22 protein-coding genes and 1 tRNA gene are annotated in these 21067 nt (G+C 59.2%); 9 read left to right on the top strand and 14 right to left on the bottom strand.

Translation table 11 applies throughout. The features are described 5' to 3' along the window. Window positions 1–12: 12 nt before the first annotated feature. A complete protein-coding gene (locus HBA49_RS03510) occupies window positions 13–1146 on the bottom strand; it encodes a Nif3-like dinuclear metal center hexameric protein (protein WP_005525895.1) in 1134 nt (377 codons plus the stop codon). Window positions 1147–1149: 3 nt separating this feature from the next. Further along, complete coding sequence (cobC, locus tag HBA49_RS03505) at window positions 1150–2184, bottom strand: Rv2231c family histidinol phosphate aminotransferase CobC (protein ID WP_005525809.1); 1035 nt, start codon at window positions 2182–2184, stop codon at window positions 1150–1152. Between the two features lie 74 nt (window positions 2185–2258). Here cobC and HBA49_RS03500 point away from each other — a divergent pair, with 74 nt between their 5' ends. The 3 genes from HBA49_RS03500 to HBA49_RS03490 all read left to right on the top strand — a co-directional run bounded on the left by HBA49_RS03500 (window position 2259) and on the right by HBA49_RS03490 (window position 4563). Next, the gene (locus tag HBA49_RS03500) at window positions 2259–3008 is read left to right on the top strand and encodes an HAD-IA family hydrolase (protein ID WP_005526524.1); all 750 of its coding nucleotides are present in this window, start codon (window positions 2259–2261) and stop codon (window positions 3006–3008) included. Then, window positions 2890–3480, top strand: a complete 591-nt coding sequence (locus HBA49_RS03495) for a low molecular weight protein-tyrosine-phosphatase (protein ID WP_440588163.1) — start codon at window positions 2890–2892, stop codon at window positions 3478–3480. The genes HBA49_RS03500 and HBA49_RS03495 overlap by 119 nt, the downstream gene beginning before the upstream one ends. A gap of 66 nt (window positions 3481–3546) precedes the next feature. Then, a complete protein-coding gene (locus HBA49_RS03490; RefSeq protein WP_005526368.1) occupies window positions 3547–4563 on the top strand; it encodes an SURF1 family cytochrome oxidase biogenesis protein in 1017 nt (338 codons plus the stop codon). A 15-nt stretch (window positions 4564–4578) separates the two neighbouring features. Here HBA49_RS03490 and HBA49_RS03485 read toward each other — a convergent pair whose 3' ends face one another. The 5 genes from HBA49_RS03485 to HBA49_RS03465 all read right to left on the bottom strand — a co-directional run bounded on the left by HBA49_RS03485 (window position 4579) and on the right by HBA49_RS03465 (window position 7070). After that, on the bottom strand, window positions 4579–4920 hold the full coding sequence (locus HBA49_RS03485) for a hypothetical protein (protein ID WP_005526035.1): 342 nt from the start codon (window positions 4918–4920) through the stop codon (window positions 4579–4581). Continuing rightward, a complete protein-coding gene (locus HBA49_RS03480) occupies window positions 4917–5360 on the bottom strand; it encodes a hypothetical protein (protein ID WP_005526218.1) in 444 nt (147 codons plus the stop codon). The genes HBA49_RS03485 and HBA49_RS03480 overlap by 4 nt, the downstream gene beginning before the upstream one ends. 89 nt (window positions 5361–5449) lie before the next feature. Beyond that, entirely contained in the window at window positions 5450–6433 is a 984-nt protein-coding gene (gene cbiB / locus HBA49_RS03475) for an adenosylcobinamide-phosphate synthase CbiB (protein WP_005526519.1), read from the bottom strand. Between the two features lie 49 nt (window positions 6434–6482). Further along, window positions 6483–6558 (bottom strand) — tRNA-Val (locus tag HBA49_RS03470). 71 nt (window positions 6559–6629) lie between these two features. Beyond that, window positions 6630–7070: a DUF3052 domain-containing protein gene (locus HBA49_RS03465; RefSeq protein WP_005526345.1), complete on the bottom strand. Its 441-nt coding sequence runs from the start codon at window positions 7068–7070 to the stop codon at window positions 6630–6632. Window positions 7071–7352: 282 nt separating this feature from the next. Here HBA49_RS03465 and aceE point away from each other — a divergent pair, with 282 nt between their 5' ends. From aceE to HBA49_RS03445, 4 genes are all read left to right on the top strand, one after another. Beyond that, a complete protein-coding gene (gene aceE, locus HBA49_RS03460; RefSeq protein ID WP_040431912.1) occupies window positions 7353–10088 on the top strand; it encodes a pyruvate dehydrogenase (acetyl-transferring), homodimeric type in 2736 nt (911 codons plus the stop codon). 135 nt (window positions 10089–10223) lie between these two features. Continuing rightward, window positions 10224–10727 carry a hypothetical protein gene (locus tag HBA49_RS03455; RefSeq protein WP_005521671.1) on the top strand — a complete coding sequence of 168 codons (504 nt, stop codon included), beginning with the start codon at window positions 10224–10226 and terminating at the stop codon, window positions 10725–10727. 73 nt (window positions 10728–10800) lie between these two features. After that, window positions 10801–11595, top strand: coding sequence for a class I SAM-dependent methyltransferase (locus HBA49_RS03450; protein WP_005526522.1), 795 nt, complete (start codon window positions 10801–10803; stop codon window positions 11593–11595). 11 nt (window positions 11596–11606) lie between these two features. Continuing rightward, window positions 11607–12401: a class I SAM-dependent methyltransferase gene (locus HBA49_RS03445; RefSeq protein ID WP_005525533.1), complete on the top strand. Its 795-nt coding sequence runs from the start codon at window positions 11607–11609 to the stop codon at window positions 12399–12401. 25 nt (window positions 12402–12426) lie between these two features. Here HBA49_RS03445 and HBA49_RS03440 read toward each other — a convergent pair whose 3' ends face one another. The 3 genes from HBA49_RS03440 to HBA49_RS03430 are packed head-to-tail and all read right to left on the bottom strand — an operon-like array spanning window position 12427 to window position 16442. Continuing rightward, window positions 12427–14115, bottom strand: coding sequence for a glycoside hydrolase family 32 protein (locus HBA49_RS03440; protein WP_040431914.1), 1689 nt, complete (start codon window positions 14113–14115; stop codon window positions 12427–12429). A gap of 34 nt (window positions 14116–14149) precedes the next feature. Then, complete coding sequence (locus tag HBA49_RS03435; protein ID WP_005526136.1) at window positions 14150–15490, bottom strand: LssY C-terminal domain-containing protein; 1341 nt, start codon at window positions 15488–15490, stop codon at window positions 14150–14152. Window positions 15491–15503: 13 nt separating this feature from the next. After that, on the bottom strand, window positions 15504–16442 hold the full coding sequence (locus HBA49_RS03430; RefSeq protein ID WP_005526064.1) for an alpha/beta fold hydrolase: 939 nt from the start codon (window positions 16440–16442) through the stop codon (window positions 15504–15506). Between the two features lie 79 nt (window positions 16443–16521). On the opposite strand from HBA49_RS03430, the gene HBA49_RS03425 reads away from it, so the two are divergent. Next, window positions 16522–16824 carry an acyl carrier protein gene (locus HBA49_RS03425; protein ID WP_005521663.1) on the top strand — a complete coding sequence of 101 codons (303 nt, stop codon included), beginning with the start codon at window positions 16522–16524 and terminating at the stop codon, window positions 16822–16824. On the opposite strand, the gene HBA49_RS03420 is transcribed toward HBA49_RS03425, so the two are convergent. The 4 genes from HBA49_RS03420 to HBA49_RS03405 all read right to left on the bottom strand — a co-directional run bounded on the left by HBA49_RS03420 (window position 16821) and on the right by HBA49_RS03405 (window position 19667). Further along, a complete protein-coding gene (locus HBA49_RS03420; RefSeq protein ID WP_050773720.1) occupies window positions 16821–17081 on the bottom strand; it encodes a hypothetical protein in 261 nt (86 codons plus the stop codon). The two genes, HBA49_RS03425 and HBA49_RS03420, sit on opposite strands and share 4 nt — an antisense overlap. A 381-nt stretch (window positions 17082–17462) precedes the next feature. Beyond that, window positions 17463–18293 carry a serine hydrolase domain-containing protein gene (locus tag HBA49_RS03415; protein WP_005526449.1) on the bottom strand — a complete coding sequence of 277 codons (831 nt, stop codon included), beginning with the start codon at window positions 18291–18293 and terminating at the stop codon, window positions 17463–17465. A gap of 37 nt (window positions 18294–18330) precedes the next feature. Further along, window positions 18331–19071 carry a trimeric intracellular cation channel family protein gene (locus tag HBA49_RS03410; protein WP_005521660.1) on the bottom strand — a complete coding sequence of 247 codons (741 nt, stop codon included), beginning with the start codon at window positions 19069–19071 and terminating at the stop codon, window positions 18331–18333. Between the two features lie 2 nt (window positions 19072–19073). Further along, a complete protein-coding gene (locus tag HBA49_RS03405; protein ID WP_005521659.1) occupies window positions 19074–19667 on the bottom strand; it encodes a TetR/AcrR family transcriptional regulator in 594 nt (197 codons plus the stop codon). Between the two features lie 170 nt (window positions 19668–19837). Between HBA49_RS03405 and HBA49_RS03400 the strand changes: the two genes are divergently transcribed. Next, a complete protein-coding gene (locus HBA49_RS03400; RefSeq protein ID WP_005526239.1) occupies window positions 19838–21049 on the top strand; it encodes an MFS transporter in 1212 nt (403 codons plus the stop codon). Window positions 21050–21067: the final 18 nt, after the last annotated feature.

Genomic DNA, 21067 nt, shown 5'->3' with positions numbered 1-21067 from the left:
GTCCCCTTGGGTTTAGTCGGTGGGGTGGGCCGAAATGGTCCACGGATCGGTACGAATAGGTAGCACTGATACGTTACTGTGTGGCAGTGCGGTAGCCAAGATGTCGGCGGCCTGCGAGGTCCAGGGGTATTCGCTGGCCCAGTGGGCGGTGTCGATCAGCAGGGGGCCACTGCCGCGCAGATGTTCGTCGGCCGGGTGGTGACGCAGGTCAGAGGTGACATACACGTCCACGCCCAGGCCGGTCACGGCGTCAAGGAAGCTGTCGCCAGACCCGGAGCTGACGGCGATTGTTTGCACCATTTGGTCGGGGTCGCCGGCGGCACGAATGCCCCACTCGGTGACGGGCAGGGCATCGGCGACCTGCTGCACAAAGTCGGCGAATCGCATGGGGTGCGGCAGGTCCCCGATGCGCCCCAGTCCGTAGGCTTCCTCCAGGGGTTGGGTGGGTTCAGTGGCCACCACGTCGAAGGCAGGTTCCTCGTACGGGTGTGCGGTTCGTAGCGCACCCATGATGGTTTCGCGGAGCCTGCTGGGGGCGACGAATTCGATCCGCAGCTCTGTGACCTTGGTTAATTCGTTCCGGTTGCCGATTGCGGGCTGGGCGCTTGTCGACGGCCGAAACTGCCCGGCCCCCTCCCAGGCGAATGCACATTCGGAGTATTCGCCAATGTTTCCCGCTCCGGCGGCGAACAGGGCCGACTTCAATGCTGGGGCCTGGTCGACGGGCACCTGTACTCCCCACTTGTCCAAGCCCCGCCTGATGGGTTTGATGGGCCGCCCCGGGGTGACGCCCACCAGGTAGGCCAATTGGTCGTTGACGCCAGGCCGGGCGGAGTCAGCGTTGGTGTGGGCGGCAAACAGGGCCACACCGTTGCGGATGAGCGTGTGGATGATTTTGCCCTTGGGGGTGTTGGCGGCCACGCTGGTCACGCCGCGCAGCAGCAGCGGGTGGTGGACGACCAGCATGTCGGCGCCGGCGGCCACGGCGGCGTCGGCGACTTCCTGGGTGCAGTCCAAGGCCAGGAGGATCGTGTCGGCGGGGTCGGCTGGGTCGCCGCAAATGAGACCAACCTTGTCCCAGCTTTCCGCAAGGTGGGGTGGGTAGGCACGATCCAAAACGGCGATCGCGTCGGCAACGGTGGTCATGTGTCACTCCTTAAGTGCGGTGATGAGGGAATCTACCTGCGGTTTTTTTCGGACGGCGAGCCGGAAATAGTTCCATCCTAGCCCAGGGAATGTGTCGCATCGGCGCAGGGCAATGCCGTGGGCCATCAGCTTCCGGTAGCGGGTGCGGGCCTGGTCGGGGCTCAGGTCGCCGGGGCGAACCAGCACGAAGGGGGCGCGCGAGTCGCTCACGGGCAGCCAGCCGACGGTGGCCAGTTGGCGAAGCATCGCCTCCCGGTCGGCTAGCAGCTGGCTGCGATGTTCCGGCAGGGTGGTCACGCCGTGGGTGAAGACTGCCTCGGCGGCGGCGATTTGCAGGGTGCCGATCGGCCAGTGGGGGCGCCAGCGGCGCAGGGGTCCGAGCACGATGTCGGGGTCGGCCACCATATAGCCCACCCGCAGCCCGGCGATCGCCCACGTTTTCGTGAGGCTGCGGAGCACGATGAGGCGGGGGTGAATCGGCACCTGGGGAATGACGGAATGCTCCTCCCCCACCACGTCGATAAAGGCCTCATCGACCACGACGAACCGCCGCCCGTCATCAAGGTCCAGCAGGTCGTCTGTCCCCCATAGCACGCCGGTGGGGTTGGTGGGGTTGCCGATGACCACGAGGTCCGCATCGTCGCTTATCGACGGGAGCACGGTGAAGGGTTCGGGCAGGATCACCCGGTCCACGGGCCGGCCGGCGTCGGTGAAAATAATGTCGGGTTCGGAGAACCCCGGGTGGATAATAGTCGGGTGGGTGGTGGGCAGGTGGGGCAATAAAACGAAGCCTTCGGCCGCTCCTGCAAGCAACATCACATAGTCCGGGGGGACTCCGTGATATTCCGCAATGAGTTCTTCCGCCGCCGCGAGGCGGTCGGCATCGGGATAAGCCGCAAGATTTGCAATTTCGCTGGTCAAAGCGTCGATAAGCCAGCTAGGCGTGCTAGTAGCAACATTGACAGAGAAGTCGATGCGGGCGCCGCGGGCGGCAATATCGCCGTGAATGCGGGACGGCGGGCAAGCTGGCACATTCATGTTGTAACACTTTACTACCGAAACTTTTAGGGGAAAGGTGACAGAATGTGTGAATCAATGCCAGACTTGAGCACATGACCACATTACTTCTCGACGTAGATGGCACACTCATTGACTCCTACCCCGGGATCCGCGCATCCTTTACCGCAACCCTGCGGGATCTGGGTACCCCCATCCCAGACGAGGCTTGGCTGCGGACCATCCCCGGCCCCCCGATCGAGCACACATTTACCCGGCTCGGCTTAACCCCCGCCGAAGCCCGCGTAGCCAAGGGCATGTATCGGGAGCACTACGAGCTTAGCGGTTGGTTAGATTCCAGCCTCTATCCCGAATGGCCGGAGACCCTGGCGGAATGGAAGGCTGATGGGCACACCCTCTGCGTCGCAACCAGCAAAAATGAAATGAGCGCTAAGACCATGCTGCGAAACTTCGGAATAGAACAATATTTCGATTTTATTGCGGGGGCGCAGGAATATGGTCCACGGGCAACCAAAGCCGACGTCATCCAATATGTGATTGATTCAATGAATCTCCCCACCGATGGTTCGGATATGCTTATGATTGGCGATCGAATGCATGACATCGAAGGGGCAACACCGTTTGGAATACCAACCGTGTTGGTTTCTTGGGGTTACGGCAGTCCAGATGAATGGCAGGCAGCTTGTCGCACGGCTAGCACCATGACGGAATTGAAAGGAATTGTTCATGACTTCAACCAGTCCCCCCACAGTTTCCAGCCGCGACCACTCACCAACGAATCCGACGACGAACCCGGAGAAGCTCCCGAAAGGCGCGGCTGGGGCTACAACACCGAGCAGTCCTAAACTCCACATCACGGTCATCTGCACCGGTAATATCTGCCGCTCCCCAATGGGGGATGTGATCCTCAATCAGGCGGTGGCGGCGGCCGGGTTGGCCGACAGCGTCACCGTCGATTCCTGCGGGACCGGAGGCTGGCATGTGGGCCAGGGGGCCGACCGTCGGGCGCTCACCGAGTTGGCGAAGGCCGGCTACGATGGGAGCGCCCACCGGGCCGCCCAGTTCGACGATTCGCACGCGGCCGCCGACCTGATTATCGCCATGGATGACCGCCATGTACAGTGGTTGACCACCATAGGGGTAGAACCTGGACGGATTAGATTGCTGCGCAGCTTCGACCCGGCATCCGTGGCCGCAGGCGACCTGAATGTGGAGGATCCTTACTATGGTTACGCCTCCGATTTCGAGCTGGCCCGCACCCAAATCGAGGCGGCTGTTCCCGGCATTCTCGACTGGATCAGGCACGAGCTGGAATAACCCCGGCTAGCGTAGAACAGTTCAGCGAATTCTTATTCTCGGATTTTTACTCTCAGGTCAACACTCATGGCACGCATTTCTCGCACCACCCGAACCGCACAAACCGGGTGGCGTGTCTTTATCACCCCCGGCTGGGTCATTACCTTCCTGCTGGTCATCAGTTTCTCCTACGCGGCTTTCACCATTTTGTCGCCCTGGCAATTGGGCAAGGACGCACAGATCGTGAACCGCAATAATCACATCGAAGACGCATTCAACGTGGATCCGAAACCCTATTCGGATATCTTCACCAGCGACGGTGTGATTAAGGACGATCAGGAGTGGATGCGGGTGACCCTCACCGGCCGGTATCTCACCGAGAAGGAGGTGATTCTGCGGCTGCGGCCGGTGGAATCCACCCCGGCGCTGCATGCGCTCACCCCGTTCCAATTGGATTCCGGGGAGATCATCCTGGTCAACCGGGGTTTTGAGCCCACCACCGCGGACAAGGAAACCACGATCCCGCCGGCACCAACCGAGGAGGTGACGATCCTGGCGCACGCCCGGGTCGATGAGCAACAGCCCCAAACCGCACCCCGCACCGATGTGGATCCGAAGCAGGTGTATGGCATCAACACGGAGCAGATCGGCCAGATCGAAGGGTTAACGCTAGCCAAGGACTATGTGCAGCTTTCCGATAACCAGCCGGGGTTGCTGCATTTTATTCCCATCCCCAAGCTGGATCGGGGCAATCATCTTTCCTACGGTTTCCAATGGATTGCCTTCGGCATCATGGCCCCACTGGGGTTTGGGTATTTCCTCTGGTCGGAGGCCCGGGAACGGCGGAGGTTGCGGGAGGAAGAGGCCGAGATGGCGGCGCAGGCCGCGGCCACCCCGGAACGTGAGCCGGACCCGGAACCGCAGGCAGACTCGGCGGCCCCGATAGTCTCAGCGGCACCAGTGGCCCAGCAGGCCCCGACGGAGGCGGCGTCGCAAAGCACAAGCACGGCGGCGCAGGGGTCGCGGCCGCGGCGCTCACGCTACGGCAATCAGCACCCCAACCATTACGAAAAATTCGCCAAGCGGGACGATCAACGGTTCTAGCCGGGCCGCATCCGGCTATGCCTCGGCAGAATCCAGCGACCGGTAGGGGAAGCTTTTGTCGAGGTATTCCAGCTCGTCCCAGTCGAGCCGCACATGCCAGTCGGTCTGGTCACACAAAGTGGTGAACAGGTCGTAGAGGCCGTGGATGCTGGGGTCGTCAAGCGAGTGGATTTGGTAGCCGGCCACCGTGTCATCCACCGTCGGCACGATATAGAGCCGCTGGTCGCCGGCGAACGGCAGCCAGTCGGCCTGGCCGTTGGTTTGCTTGGCCACCCCCAGGATGCCAGCGATGGTTTCGGTCGCCACCGAGGCTCTAGCCGGCCCGGAAACCACCTCGATGAAGGGTCGCACACTCATGATTCCGCCTCCCAAAACAGGGTCGCATCGTTATTAAACACGATGATGAGGTCGATGTTCATACCGTAGTCCTGCACGGCCTGACGCATGCCCGCCTCTATGTCTTTCTCGCCCACTAGGTTACGGCCGTCGGCGCCCCGGGCGTCGAAGATCATCATGCGGGATTGCAGCACCGCCCACGCGGCCCGTTTGACTATGGATTCTTTCGAATGAACGGTCTTAATCACCGCGGTTCGATCGTCCACAACAATGTCGGGGAGGGTGCTAGGTGCGGGCGCATCCAGGTCGTCAATCCGACCGATCCGTTGCACAGATTTAGCGACATTGCTATTGAGCCAATTGATGATTCGCTGCTCGGATTCGTACACCAAGCGTTCGCGGCCGTTCTGTGGCAACTGCTTAATTGCAGTAAACTTGCTGGTATCACTGTTGTCATACATCCCCACATAGCCTAGCAGGATTTCTCCCACCAGCACCCGAAAGTCTAAGAAAACAGTTCCGCTACCGCCCGCAGACGCTTGTCGACGGCCTACCGGCGCCGTACCCGACGGCGGAGCGTGCCCACCCCCACCGCGGCAATTCCGGCGGCCACCCCGGCAATCAATTGGACGCAACGAGAAAGCCGAATGGCTTCCCTTATGGTCGCCACCGTGGGCGCCCCCAAGGCTTTAGAGGTTGCGGGGGTTTCGGGGCCCGCCGCGGCGGGGATGGCGGCCCCCAGCAGGGGTCGCTGCTCTACCCCATGCGCGTAGGTTGTGGTCCCGCCCAGCACCACCCCCAGGGCGCCGGCGGCGGTCGCCTCCACCGGGCCGGCATTGGGGCTGGGATGCTTCGGCGCATCATTCCGCCAGGCTGCCATCGCCCGCCGCGCCCGCGGCAGTCCCCCACTGGCCGCGGCGTAGGCCACATGCACCCCGGCGGTGAAGCGGGCCGGCAGGTAGGCTAGCACGTCGTCGAAGGTGGCGGCTGCCCACCCGAAATTCTCGTACCGCGGGGACCGGTAGCCCACCATGGCATCCAAGGTGTTGACCAGGCGGTGCAGCACCACCCCCGAGGCGCCGCAGGTGGCCCAGAGAATGGGGGCAGTGGCGGCATCCGAGGTGTTTTCCGCCAGGGACTCCACGGTGGCGCGGATAATGCCTTGTTCGTCCAAATACTGGGGGTCGCGGGAGCATAACCAGGGAACAAGTTCGCGGGCCTGGTCGATATCCTTGACCTCCAGGGCCCGAGCCATGCGTTCGCCAACACGTTCGAGGGTGGTGCCGCCCAGGGCGGAGAATAATGCCAGGGTCATCGTAGCGGTTGGGTAGCGTTTCTCCAGCCAACGGGTGGCCACGACCGGCGGCACGACCGCCGCAGTGAGGTAGAGCGCGCCAGCCAGCTTGGAATCCCTATAGAACACTTTTTCTAGCTTGGTGGCGGCGCGGCCGAACAAGGCAACGGGGTGGACGGCGGTGGGCGGGTCGCCAAGCACGCGATCGGCGGCCATGCCGAGGAAGATTCCCAGGGTCATGGCCGCCGCCTTCTCTGTGTGATTTTGGCGTCATCCGCCTCATACATATTGGTGCGCCCTGACGGGCTCGAACCGCCGACCTGCTGGGTGTAAACCAGCTGCTCTCCCAGCTGAGCTAAAGGCGCGCACAACGCGGTAAAGCGTCGGTGATAAATGTTAACAGCAAACCGCGAATGTGCACAAAAACACTGGTTGGTTATTGTTTATTGCCGCGGCGGACGAGGCAGCTTCCCTGCCAGTCACCGAACCGTTCGGCTTTGGTTTGCACCATGCCAGCGAGTTGCGCGGATTCGGCGATGTCTCCGGGGGCCAGAGCATTGGACTTTCCGTTACCGGGGGTGAGTAGCCAGACGCGACCGGTGTCGGCGAGCGGCCGGACGGCGTCGACAAGCCCGTCTACCAGGTCGCCGTCGTCACTTCGCCACCACAGCAGCACAATGTCGCAGATTTCGTAGCTGTCTTCGTCGAGCAATTCGGAGCCGATAGCATCTTCGATTGCTTCGCTGAGCGTGGAATCGCAATCCTCGTCCCAGCCTACCTCTTGCACTATCAATCCATGGGAGACGCCAAGCCGGGCGGCGATTCCATCGGTTGTGGTGAGAGTGGTGTTTTTCCCTTCGGGTTTTTGAACGTTCATCAAAGCATGATGATACAAGTAATATTTGCGGGTTTACACCCTATCTGGGAAATTTTTTGGTATTACACCGATTTTTCGGGAATTTGCGGGAGTTTCATGAGGGTTTTTAGCCTGGTATTTGGAGATTGGCTGCCTAAAATTACCCCCTGATGTGTCAAGTACACGTAGAGTAGGGGTGTTGCCGGTATTTTGCGCATTTTTACGCTTATCGACGGTGTGACCGTGCGTGATTATTGTGGCTCAATCGTTTTTATGACTGACTCTCTCACATGGAGGTGTGGAATGGCTGACCCGAAACCCGGGAAGCACCCAGATGACACTAATTTCGCGTTAATTCGTGATGGTGTCGCGTCATACTTAAATGACTCAGACCCAGAGGAGACCTCGGAGTGGCTAGAATCACTGGATGGGCTGTTACGGGAGGCCAGTCCAGATCGGGCCCGATATTTAATGCTGCGAATGCTGGAACGGGCATCGGCCAAACGGGTGCCACTCCCGGCAATGACGTCTACGGATTACGTTAATACGATCCCCACCTCGATGGAGCCAGAGTTCCCGGGCGATGAAGAGATCGAGAAGCGGTACCGTCGGTGGATTCGGTGGAATTCCGCGGTGATGGTCCACCGGGCCCAGCGCCCCGGCATTGGCGTCGGTGGCCACATTTCCACCTATGCGGGCGCCGCCCCGCTCTACGAGGTGGGCTTTAACTATTTCTTCCGCGGCAAGGACCATCCTGGTGGGGGCGACCAGGTGTTTTTCCAGGGTCACGCCTCCCCCGGCATGTATGCACGGGCGTTTTTAGAGGGCCGACTTTCGGAAGACGACCTTGACGGGTTCCGGCAGGAGGTGTCCCGCGAGCAGGGCGGCTTGCCGTCGTATCCGCACCCGCATGGCATGAAGACGTTCTGGGAATTCCCCACCGTGTCCATGGGCTTAGGCCCGATGAATGCCATCTACCAGGCAAAGTTCAACCGGTATCTGCTCAACCGGGGCATTAAGGACACGTCGGATCAGCACGTGTGGGCGTTCCTGGGTGACGGCGAAATGGACGAGCCGGAGTCCCGGGGTCTGATCCAAATGGCTGCGCTAAATAACCTGGATAACCTGACGTTTGTCATTAACTGTAACCTGCAGCGGCTGGACGGCCCAGTGCGTGGTAACACGAAGATCATTCAGGAGTTGGAGTCCTTCTTCCGGGGCGCCGGCTGGTCGGTTATTAAGGTCGTGTGGGGCCGCGAATGGGATCAACTGTTCGAAGCCGATAAGGAAGGGGCGTTGGTGGATCTGATGAACACCACCGCCGACGGCGACTTCCAAACGATGAAGGCCAACGATGGCGCCTACGTGCGGGAGCATTTCTTCAACAAGGATCCCCGGACCGCCAAGCTGGTGGAGAACTGGACCGATGCGGAGATTTGGAAGCTGCCGCGTGGTGGGCACGACTACCGCAAGATCTATGCGGCATACAAGCGAGCCTTGGAAACCAAGGACCGACCGACAGTGATTTTGGCGCACACCATTAAGGGTTACGGCCTGGGCAGTAACTTCGAGGGCCGGAATGCTACCCACCAGATGAAGAAGCTGACACTGGAGGATTTGAAGAAGCTGCGCGATAAGCAGGGTATTCCCATCACGGATGAGGAGCTGGAGAAGGATCCATACCTGCCGCCGTATTATCACCCAGGTCAGGACAGCCCGGAAATCCAGTATCTTCAGGCCCGCCGGAAAGAACTGGGCGGGTATTTGCCGGAACGTCGGGTGAACTATAAGCCGTTGCAGGTGCCACCGTTGACGAAGCTACGGGGCCTGCGGAAGGGCTCGGGCAAGCAGAAGGTGGCCACCACAATGGCCGTGGTTCGGGCGTTTAAGGAGCTGCTGCGGGATCCCGAGTTGGGGAAGCGGATTGTGCCGATTGTGCCGGATGAGGCCCGGACGTTTGGTATGGATTCGTGGTTCCCACCGTTGGGTATCTATAACCCGCACGGCCAAAACTATGTGCCGGTGGACCATGATTTGATGCTGTCGTACACGGAGAAGGTGAATGGCCAGATTCTGCACGAGGGCATCAGCGAGGCCGGTTCCACGGCATCGTTCATTGCGGCGGGCACGTCGTATGCGACGCACGGCGAACCCATGATTCCGCTGTATATCTTCTATTCGATGTTCGGGTTCCAGCGCACGGGTGACGATTTCTGGGCCGCAGGTGACCAGATGACCCGTGGGTTTATCCTGGGTGCCACGGCCGGCCGGACCACGCTCACTGGTGAAGGCTTGCAGCACATGGACGGGCATTCGCCACTGCTGGCCGCCACCAACCCGGCGGTGGTGTCGTACGACCCGGCGTTCGCCTATGAGATTGCGCACCTGTTGCTGGAGGGTATTGATCGCATGTATGGCCCAGGCCGGGGCGAGGATGTGATGTATTACCTGACGATCTACAATGAGCCGATTCCCCAGCCTGCGGAGCCGGCCGACCTGGATGTTGAGGGCCTGCATAAGGGTATTTACCTGTACGAGAAGGCTGCCGGTGGCGACCATGAGGTGTCGGTGTTGGCGTCGGGTATTGGCATGCAGCAGGCGTTGCGCGCCAAGGAGATCCTGCGGGATGAGTACAACATTGGCACGAATATTTTCTCGGTGACGTCGTGGGTGGAGTTGGCTCGTGAGGGTCACGAAAAGTCACGGCAGAATCTGCGCCACCCGGAGAATCCGCCGGAGGAGGCATTCGCCACGAAGCAGCTGCGGAAGGCCTCTGGCCCGTATATTGCGGTGAGCGACTTCGCCAGCGATTTGCAGGAACAGATTCGTCGGTTTGTGCCTGGTGACTACACCACGCTGGGTGCGGACGGTTTCGGGTTCTCGGACACGCGCTCCGCGGCACGCCGGTTCTTCAATATCGACGCGGAGTCGATTGTTGTGGCCGCACTGAATGCTTTGGCCCTGGAAGGCAAGATTGATCGTTCGGTGGCTGCTGAGGCCGCTCGACGGTTCAATTTGACCGATCCAACCAAGGCTTAATAGGTTTTCCCTACCCCGTCGTCGTTAAGTTATTTGCTACTTTTCGACGACGGGGTTAACCATTGCCCCAACGCTTTCAGACACCCAGGTTTCGGCGTATTCTGTGTGGCTGGTTCATAAGACAGAAGGGGCATAATGACAATATCCCATATCCTTTTTTCCATCGCCGGCGTGCTGCTGCTTATCTTGTTCGGCTACCACTTCATCTGGGGCAATGCGGCCTATGCTGCGCTGCGTCCGGAAAGAGGCAGCGAGGACGACGAGGGTGATAAGAAATTCACCGCATGGCTCAATGGCCGAGCGGTATTCCAAATGGGCAGCATAGACCTATTGCTGCCTGCGGCGTTGTTGATTCTCATGGGCTTTAAGTTCATGGAGGTCAATGTGGCCCTGCTCAGCGCCCTATTTTTCTGGTACCTGGGCTATGCCCTATTTTGGTTGTTGTCAATCTTGTTTTCCAAAGGCCGCAAGAAAATGGATTACGCCAAGCAGGGGCAGTGGATTCTATTCCTGGTGGTGGCTGTTTTGGTCAGTGTGGGGGCCACAAAATTTGATGCCGCCACACCAAACCCGGCGGGAAACACGGCAATGTCAACCATGACAACCAGCCAAAATGTCCCCACAGTCCCCCAGCAATAAGAAAATATTTATGGATAGCGTTTGAGGACCCACTTGCTGTCCATCGGCGCCAACTTAGGCTAGGCTTGCCGGTATGGATAATGTTTCCCAAACGCTTTTTTATCCGCTCTTCGGTAGAGCGCAAGCGAGTGACCGGTGGCCCGAGCTATTCCCCGACCCGTGGGCGCACAAGGCCATGGAGATTGCGGCGCAGGAAGGCACCACTGCCCAGCCAATGGATGGGTTTCCCGAACTGGTGTACGGCCTGCGGCACATGATTCTGGTGCAGGAGGCACGGGCGTACTTGGAAACGCACCCGGGCGCCGCGGTCGTCAATATTGGTTGCGGCCTGGACATGCTGGCAGAGGACCTTTCCGGCCACGAGTGCACTATCTACAACCTGGATCTTCCCGACGTCATCGAGCTGCGGCACCGGTGGGTACCCAAGGCCGACAATGAGATTGATCTCCCCTACTCCGCCACCAATCACGAGTGGCTAAGTAAAGTTGACGCCTCCCGCGGGGTTATTGCCCTGGCCGGGGGCGTGTTTTTCTATTTCCAGGTCGCCGACGTTTCTTCGCTTATCGACGCCTTCGGCACCGCCTTTCCCGGCGGCCGCATGGTGTATGACGCCGAATCCCCAGACGCCACCAAGCGCAGCGAACGCATGCTAGAGAAAAAGGGCACCCCCGCGGAAATGCCGTTTAAGGTCAAAGACCCATATTCGCCACGGAAATGGAGCACCACCGTCACAAACGTAACCGTGGAGTTTAGTTTCCTTGACCGGCTGGCACCAAAGCTCCGCTCCCAATTACCAATGAGCTACCGCCTGATTTTTCTCATGTTGAAGTGGAATAAAGGCATGTATTTCGTTCGCGTCGATTTTTAAGGAGAATCCCCATGGAAGACGTTTCCCAAACCCTGTTTTACCCACTGCTAGGTCGAGCCAAGGCGGCCAGTCAATGGCCCGACCTATTCCCCGACCCGTGGGCCACCCAGGCCGCGCACATTGCGGCAGCGGAGAAAACACCCGCACAGCCACTCGGCACTTTTCCAACATTATGCTATGGGCTTCGTCACCTGTTTACCATTCGGGAGATTACCCAATACCTAGATACGCATCCGGGTGCCGCGGTCGTGAATATTGGCTGTGGCCTCGACGTACTATCCGAGGACCTTGCCGGCTACGACTGCACCATCTATAACCTGGATTTTCCCGACGTCATCGACATGCGACACCGGTGGGTACCCAAGGCTGACAACGAGATTGATCTCCCCTACTCCGCCACGGATCACGAATGGTTAACAAAAGTATCTGGAGATAAGGGCGTCATAGCAGTCGCTCCAGGGGTGTTCTATTACTTGCCAATCCCCGAGGTAGCGGCACTGGTTGATGCATTTGGCCAGGCGTTTCCCGGTGGCCGACTGGTGTATGAAACCGAATCCCCCATGGTGATGCGCGGCAGCGAAAAACAAATCGCCCGACATGGTACTCCAGCATCTATGCCGTTTAAGGTGAAAGACCCATACACACCTCAGGATTGGAGTGACGCGGTGCGGGACTACCACGTCACATTCAACTTCCTGGATTACCTCACCGATGAACAGCGGAAACAGATTCCATCACAGTACCGAATCCTCTTCGGCTTCTTCGAACGTATTCGCGGCATATATGTGGTGAATATGGGATTCTAGCGACGCGACCACCAACCTCGTATCGTTACCTCCCCACGTCCCCCACCTCAATGTCGACGGTGTTCTTGCCGGTCGGGTCCTCGGTAAACACTTTGAAGTCCTGCTTGTCCGACTGGGAGAACCTAGCGATCGTGAAGGTGTGTCCATTGGGGAACACGAACTCCACCGAGGTGGTATCGGTGTACACCTCTAGGGTGATGTCCCGCTGGTCCTGCACCAAGGATTGGGCACTGTACCCATTGCCGTTACCCAAAAGCCCATCAAAATAGTAGTGGGTGGAATCCTGCCCCTTCTTGCTGTTGTCAAGCTCCCCGGCGCGAGCCTTCACGTTATACCAGCCGTCGGTGGGGTCGTAGTTGAACCGCACCCAGTCGCCACCCTGCCACAGGTCAATGTAGATCCGACCCGTGTAGTTACCAGCCATGTTACGGAAGCGCAGAGTGTGTTTTTGGGCAGCATCCTGGTTTGGTACGTCGTAAAGCCCATACACGTCGCCATTAGTGTCTTTCCGATCAACCCAAGGTTTTCCGCTGGCGGAGACGGGCTTGTCTTTGGTCACGCCGGTGTGGGTTTTCACATTGCGGTATTTCAGGTCGCTGGTTTTTAGTTTTTGGGTGATACGGTTGTCCGCCCCCAGGGTGAGCTCCCTGGCCAGGCTGTAAGACCCTAGTCGGCGCAGGTAGGGGCCACTGCCGTTGTCGGCGGCGTGTACCCCATCGGCCGTGTAGTTCCAGTTGCCCACCCAGCCCAGGGAGGTGATGGTGTCTTCCGCGGTGCTGATGTCGGTGCTGCCGGTGAAGTTGGCACCATAGTAGTCGGGACCGTGGTCGAGGCGTTGGGTGTCGGTGTCGGCGACGAACATGCCGTTGGCGTCGAGGTGCCCCACCGTGTAGTAGGTGCCGGTGGTTTCCCCGCGGCTGGCGTCTTTGGCGCCGAAGAAAAGAACTTGTTTGTCACCGGCGGGGGTTTTCATGGTTTTCAGGACGGGGCATTCGATCGGTGCGTTATCGGCCCAGGTGTGGCCGCGGAAGAAGGTTGCCGGCTGGATTTTTGCCTCCGCTGCCGCATCAGCCTTGGTCCAACGGATGCCGTCGGTAGAGCGGTACACCCCGATGTGGTCGCCTTCGGCCACATACATGAGGGTTTTGCCGTTGTAGGTGAAAACGTAGGGGTCGCGTTCGTCGGTACGGTTGACTGAGGCGCTGGGGGCGGTGATGTCGAGTACGGGTTTACCGTCGTTGAGTGGTTTCGTGAAGGTGGCGCCCCCGTCGGTGCTCGCCACGGCCCAAATGTTTTGGGAACCGTCGGTTTTCTTCAGGCCGGAAATGTAGGCGGTGGGGGTGCCGCCGCGGTTGATGACGGAACCGGTCCAGGCGGATTTCCACCCGTCGGTGGCGTGTCCACCGCTGGCGGGTATGGCTTGTTTCTGATCGGTGAAGTGCACAAAGTCGGTGGTTGTGGTGTGGTACCAGTCTTGGCCTCTGGGCCCTAGTGGATTTTCGGCGCCGTCAGCGGAGTGGAGGAAGTACAGATCGTAGTGTTTGGCTTTTTCGTTCCACACAATGCTTTGTAGATCATTGGACCAACCGTCTTTGGTGGTGAGATGGTAGGCGGCAACCAGGCCGTCGGGGTTGGCGGGTTCCGCGGTTGCCGTCGGGGTGACAACCGCAACGGCCGCGAGAATGACGGATACCATCACGGATCTTTTGTTCATAGCACCGATTCTACGGACGGGGGTAGGGGCGTCTTTATGCCTGCTGCTTGGTTCGCAGCGTTGTATGCTCCCCCGACACCCATTCCCGGACTTTATCCCCACTTACCCCCAACACCACAAACACCGATAGGAATGCGAACAACACGGCCCGGAACGATGTGGTTTCCCCCGTTAATGCTACAAGTGTTTGTACCGCAGAGATCACGCACAACACCATGAGCCCGATGCGGGCCCATTTGTGCCGCAGGAGGGTGCCTACCAGCAGGAAAATCTCGATGAGGGACATGAATGGCATGAGCAGCAGGATCCACCAGGGTTCGTCGGCACCGTCGTCGATAAGCAGCCAACCCCAATCCTGGCCGGTCAGGGCGACTATGCCTAGCTGGATTGCCCCCACAATGTTGAGGACAAGCAGCCCGCCGGCAACAAGGAGTGACACGGGCGGCACCCCATGGTCGGCCGGGTCTTTCCACTTCCGGAGCGATTTCTTAGCCGCCGGCATGGGGGTGCGATGGGCGGCATCGCGCACGTCGATGATCGGCAGGTTTCCGTCGGTGTTGATTTTGTCGCCCCCGCCGTTGCGCTGGTGGTAGGCGGTGGAGAAGTCCCGGATCACCTCCACCCCAATGTCGTGGTCGCTGAACCGTAGGGTTTTCACAATGTAGTCTCGCTCCAGGTCGGTGTCAGCATCCACCTTGTGGGTGAATTGGAATGTGAAGCTGGAAAACCCCACCGACCGGTCGTAGGTGCCGGCGGCCAGCCAATCCGCCCGGTGACCGCCCGGGAGTACCCACCCTTCCGGTACCCGCCAAAACCGCACGTGGTGCCGCTGTGACGCATTACCCGACACCTCCTGCTGGTAGGCGAAATCCTGTTTGGTGTCAAACAGGTACAGGTCTGACACGGGGGCCCGCGGGTATGAGGTGCCGAACACCGAGGAAATGATGATGTTCCACGAGGACCGTAATGTGATGGGGTCGGCTGGCACCCACCCCGCGTTCCGCATGGCGGCGTGCACGTCTGTTTCTGTGCCGTCGAACGCCAGGTTGACCGGGTCCCCTAAAATCCCATCCACGGTTTTCGTCCTACCAATAAAATAGTTAGGCACATATAATAGTGTGAAGAGCTGGTGCAGCCTGGGGAGCGCCAAATACGCCAGGGTGGCCCACCCAAACGTCAGGGGGATGACCAGTTTGACCGACCACACGAACGACCCCACCAACAGAATGTAGGCCAGCCACAACGCCAACCCCAAGGCCACCACAATGAACACGGCGTCAAGCGCCGCATAGATGGAAAACCGCCGCCCATCGGATACCTTTTTCGGGGGCGACTGGTATTCCGGGTAATCCCGCGGAATCGGATAATGATTCATCGCTCCCCCACTGCTATGGAGTCGCCGCGGCCAGCACCGCCGAAATCGCCGTGTTCACCGCGGCCGGGTTTTCCAGGGGCAGCATGTGGCCCGCCGACGGCACCACCGTCAGCCGGGCCGCCGGCCAATGCTGCACAATGTATTCCGAGCTGGCCACCGGTGTGAATATGTCATCGGCCCCCACCAGCACGGCCCCCGGTATGCTAGACAGCTGGGCCAAAGACTCGGTTTCGTCTTCCTCCTGCAAATCATCCAGGAAGCCGATGATCGTCGCCAGCGGGGTGTCGTCGATAAGTTTGATGTGTAGTTTCCGCATGTCTTCCTCGTGGGCCAATGCCGCAGCTGCCGTCACCACCGGCGCCACCACATTGGTAACCGCCGACCGTAACGCCTGCACGTCCTCGGGGTTTTCCTCGGCAACATGCCGGAGCGAGTTCACGATCGGCAGTTTCAGCAGTTGCGTCATGCCTTCCGAAGCAAACGGTTGCGCCGATGCCGACACCAACACCACACCCCGACACCGCAGCCGAAACTGCGGGTAGCGTCGTAAAAAATTCAGCACCACCATGGTGCCTAGTGAATGACCCACCAAAATAATCGGGGTTGTGACCCCGGCATCATCCAACACCGCCATCACATCATCCGCGGCATCAGGAATATTGCATTCCGACGCCGGAACGGGATCCGACTTTCCGTGCCCCCGCAAATCCATGGCTATACACCGCACCTGGTCGGCAAACGCCGCCACCTGCACGTGCCACGCCTGCGCGGCCAATGTGTAACCGTGTACAAAAACCAGGGTGACCTGCGAATTCTCGTCACCCTCGGTGTAGTAGCGCAGCTTTCCTACCCGATGCCCCTGACTGAATTGGGGCGGTTTGAATTCCTGGCCCCGCGTATTGCGGGCAATTCTCCAGGCCCGAAACTTCTTGGTCACAAGAGCAAACACCATGGGTCCCAGATTACCCTTTTGCCCTGTCCTATTTGATTCTTATCTGCATTCCCGTAACCGTCTCTATTAAGGTCAAACTATGACTTCCTTGCAAGAACAACTCGCCGCGTTACACACCGACACCGCCGCAGCTTCAACCAGCGCCGAAGCCACTACCGCGACTAAACTCCGCACCCTCATGGCATCTATTGCCGGAGTCACCACCGAGGACATCGCCGATAATTCGCTACTTATCGACGACCTAGGGTTCCAATCCCTTGATCTTATTGAATTAGCGGTACGCTGCGAACAAACCTTCGGCGTAAAAACCAACGCCGAAGCCTATCTCACTATGCGCACCTTCGCAGACGTGCTCCGCTTTTGTGAGCAGTCTACGAACTAACCGACAAGCTCCACATAGGCTTGGAAACCGTACTCCCCGGCCATGAGGCTCATGACCCCGGAGAATATATCTAGTTCTTCATCAGTGCCGCTAAGCACCTGACGGCAATCAACGGCACCGACAGCAACACCGGAGCGCTGCCACCTGGTGCACCACGTCGCGTCTAAAACGTCCGCGCCGGGTGCTGCTGACATGGGTTCGGAGGTGATAACGTCGAGCATTGCTTGTTCTACTCGGGGGCGGTAGGCGCGGGGCATACCGCTCACGTGTAAGACAGCAATGCGCTGCACTTCTTTTTCCACTGTAAGTAACCGTTTCTCTACTGATGGTGAAAGCGGGAGTCATGGGGTACTCCCGCTAAGACGAGGATCGTCTTCCCCAACGGCCTAGCCTCAACACCAATACGAAACAGCATCAATATGAACATCTGTCACTTTGATTTACTTACGATTCAACTACAACTCTGCCCCCATCAGCAACTCTAAACTTACACTTTAACCAGGTCTTTTAAAGTTAAACCAAAAGTTTAGAGTGACCTCTTACCAGTTGTTTTTATCAAAATTTCAGTCGCTCCTATTAGCATCATCCCTATAAAAAATCTTTTCATCTATCGTCAATTACTAAGATCTGGTGGGTGCCTATGTCGCCAATGCCTGCCACAGCTCATCATTGAGCCGCGTCCAGGCCGGCTTCGCCCACTCCCCGAATGCCCGATCGGTCAAAACAATCGCCCCTCGGCGCGTGGGTGGGTGCACCCACACGAATGTGCCTGATTGGCCGAAATGCCCCACCGTGTCGCTTGGCAGTTGGGTGCCGGTCCAGTGTGGGGTTTTTGCCCCTTTGATTTCAAAGCCCAACCCCCATGGGCAAGGCTTAAACATGCCGTAACCAGGGACAATGCCATTGAGTTCCGGGTATTGGGGTGTCCACATTTCCGCAACGGTGGCGGGGTCGAGCAGGGTAGGGGCCATGATTTCGGCCACGAACCTACGAAGATCGGCCACGGTGGAACGCGCCTCGTGCCCCGGCGATCCCCATAGCGTAGTGTTCACCATTCCCAGCGGTTCGAACACGGCCGCGGTGAAGTATTCACCGAGCCCCATTTGGGTCTCCGACACCAACCTATCGCCCAGCAGTTCGAAGCCATAGGAGGAGTAGATACGGCGCGTGCCCACGGGCTTTCTTGAGTCTTCTTCCCTAAACCCCACCCCGCCAGCGTGGGATAATAGGTGTCTGACCGTGGCGCCTTGCTTGGTGATGACCGTGTCGAGATCGAAGACCCCCTCCTCTACTGCCACCATGAAGCTGTAAGCTGACAGCAGTTTCGTCACGGACGCCAGTTCGAAAATCCTATTTTGGTCGCCGGCGGTTGCCACCGTAGTGCCGTTAGTGAACACCGCGCCGGCGGCGTTCGGCACTGGCCAAGCGGAAAGATGATGGTCAAGGAGAGAGGAAAGCGCATTGGTCACGAGATATATGCTACCGACCTGCGGGAAGGAATCTCAGTTAAAACTCTCCCTCGATTTTCTTTTTTATCCGCCGCGCCATATTCCACCCCTGCCGTTCGGAGCGTTTTGCGAGTTCCCGGAGTTGCACCGCGGTCATATTCACGGGCGCCCACTCGCTGCTGCGGAACAGGACCCAACCCTTCCAATAGGCGAGAATGACCAGGCCACCGCCTATTATTGGGGAGATAATCATGCCCAGGGCTTGGTGTCCAGTGACGTAGAATAGCGTCATGGTACCGGCGCTGATAGTGGCAGGCACGGCGTAGAGGGTGCCACCCCCGAATATGCTAGGGATCTGGCCGGTCACGACATCCCGGATCATACCGCCCCCGACGGCGGTGAGTACGCCCATGAAGACCGCGGACACGAGGGGCATGTCGAAGACCAGGGCCTTCACGCAGCCGGTGACGGACCACACGCCCAGGATGATGGCGTCGCCGTGCACCTTAAAGAGCTCCCAGGTGTCCCCCTTAAAATGCGTGACCAGGGCGATGGTTGCCCCACAGCAGGCCAGGAGCAAATAGGTGGGGTTGGCGATGGCAGCGGCGGTGCCTTTTTGCATAAGCACATCACGCAGCATGCCGCCGCCGAGGGCGGAGAATAAGGCGAGGAACACGAAGCCCACGAAGTCGAAGTTTCGTTGCCTGGCGATGGCGCCGCCGATGATGCCGTTGAGCACCACCCCAATGAGGTCGAAAGTTTGATAGAGGTTATGAATTACGGTATCTACGTCACCCACGGCTATTGATTGTAAGTGCCCGCCAATAATTGGGCGGCCGTGATGACCGATTCGCGGCGGCGAGCGTGCTCGGCGTCGGTTTCGGGGCCGGTGAACATGCGGGCAACTTGGGGGACCGCAGACCACCAGCCGGCGATAGATAGGATGAGAAAGGCCAGGTGATCGGCGTCGATAGTAGTGGCTAGGGTGCCGGCCGCCTGCCCGGCGTGGATGGCCTGGATTTTCCGATTGTAGTAGGTGCTACGTAGCTCCTCGTCGGGTACTTCCGCGTCGAAGTAGAGGCCTTCCCACCGCATGAGTCGGTTAAGTTCGGGGTGGACGCAGTGATAGTCGTAGACGCGGCCAGCCCAGTCGCCAATGTCTTCGGTAGCGAAGGAATGCACGGGCACGGCTTGGGCTACCTTAGCGAGTTCTTCCCGAAGAACGTGGGTGAAGAGTTGGCGTTTGTCGCCGAAATAATTGTAGATGCGTTCCTTATTGACTCCGGCCCGGGCGGCGATTTTAGCGACGGTGGTGCCGTCGGGGCCGTTGTGGGCAAATTCGGCGAGTGCGGCGGTGAGGATTTTGGTTTTCGTTCCTTCAATGTCCCAGGCCATGGGGGTCCTTTGCGGTGAGGGGGATTGTGGGATAGGCGGGCCGCGGCAATGCCAACGGTGGTGTCGCGGTCTCTAGCAGTGTACCGCGACAATTCCAACTAAAAGGTTGGAAATTATGCCACGGTCGCCTATACTCAACTCCAACCAAAAAGTTGGAATTGAGGTTTCGCATGTCACAACGACCATCACAACCACCATCGCCCGACCACGCACCGGAGTATCCAGCCACCACCAGCACCGTGGTGTTCCTGGTGGCTACCGCACTTGTAGTACTCACCCAGCTCTATCTGGCCATCCCGCTGATCGCGCCGGTCGGCCGCGGTCTTGGCGGGGATGCCACCCTCGCCCTCTCCACCGCGTTTAGCCTGTGCTACGCCAGCGGTTTTCTCATCTGGGGGCCGATCTCTGACCGGTATGGCCGCAAGAAAATCCTGCTCTGCGGCATGACGCTTCTGATCCTCACCACCGCCTGCTGTGCCATGGCACCAAACCTGCCGACGCTTGGTGTGCTCCGGGGATTGCAGGGGTTTTCGGCCGCGAGTTTCGCCCCCATCGCCCTGGCCTACCTTGCCGAGGCGTTACCAATCACCCACCGCCCCACGGCGATCGGGGCCATGTCCACCGCGTTCTTGGTGGCCGGCATTGTCGGTCAGGTATTTGCCGCTGCGATCAATCTCACATTCGCCACGTGGCGGGCGGTTTTCCTCAGCAGCACGATTCTCCTTATTTTGTGTTTTCTATCACTCTTCCCGACGCGACGCATGGTGGAGATTCCCCACGCCACCACGGCCGGCAGCATGAGGCAGAGTTTTGTGGTGGTTGGCCAGATCGTCGCAAAGCCGCGCACGCAATTTCTGTGTTTAGCGCACGTGACCGTGCTCATGAGTTTCGTGGCCATGTATTCCGCGTTGGGACCGCACTTGGGGAGCATTGGGATGTCGCAGTCACAATTGATTTGGCTGCGACTCGCGGGCCTGCCGAGCATGTGCGTGTCGCTGGTTATTGGTCGCATCGCGGCCCGCATCCCCATAGGGACCATTGCTCGCGCCAGTTTTATTGTCGCCGCCCTGGGGTTGCTGTTGGAGGGTTTGTTGTCCGCAACGCTGTGGGGGATTATTGTCGCCAGCCTGGTGTTTGTGGCGGGTATTGCCATGGCCGTGCCCACCATGATTACGTTGTTTGGCCAGGCTTCGGCACCCTATCGTGCCGGTGGTATGGCGGTCAATGGTGCGGTGCTGTTTATTGGCGCCAGCCTGGGCCCGCTTGCTGCCCGCCTGCCCGTGGGCTTTTCGACGCTCATGTGGGCGCTCGCGGGCGTGCTGCTGCTGGCCTGCGGGTGTGTGATGGTTTTCCAACGGTTATCGCCACCCGACGAGCGGTAATGACGAATCTGCCGCAGG

Origin of the sequence: Corynebacterium matruchotii, assembly GCF_011612265.2 — a bacterium.
Classification (GTDB): Bacteria; Actinomycetota; Actinomycetes; order Mycobacteriales; family Mycobacteriaceae; genus Corynebacterium; species Corynebacterium matruchotii.
The sequence above is the reverse complement of the archived record's forward strand: the minus strand, read 5'-3'. Positions and strand labels throughout refer to the sequence as shown.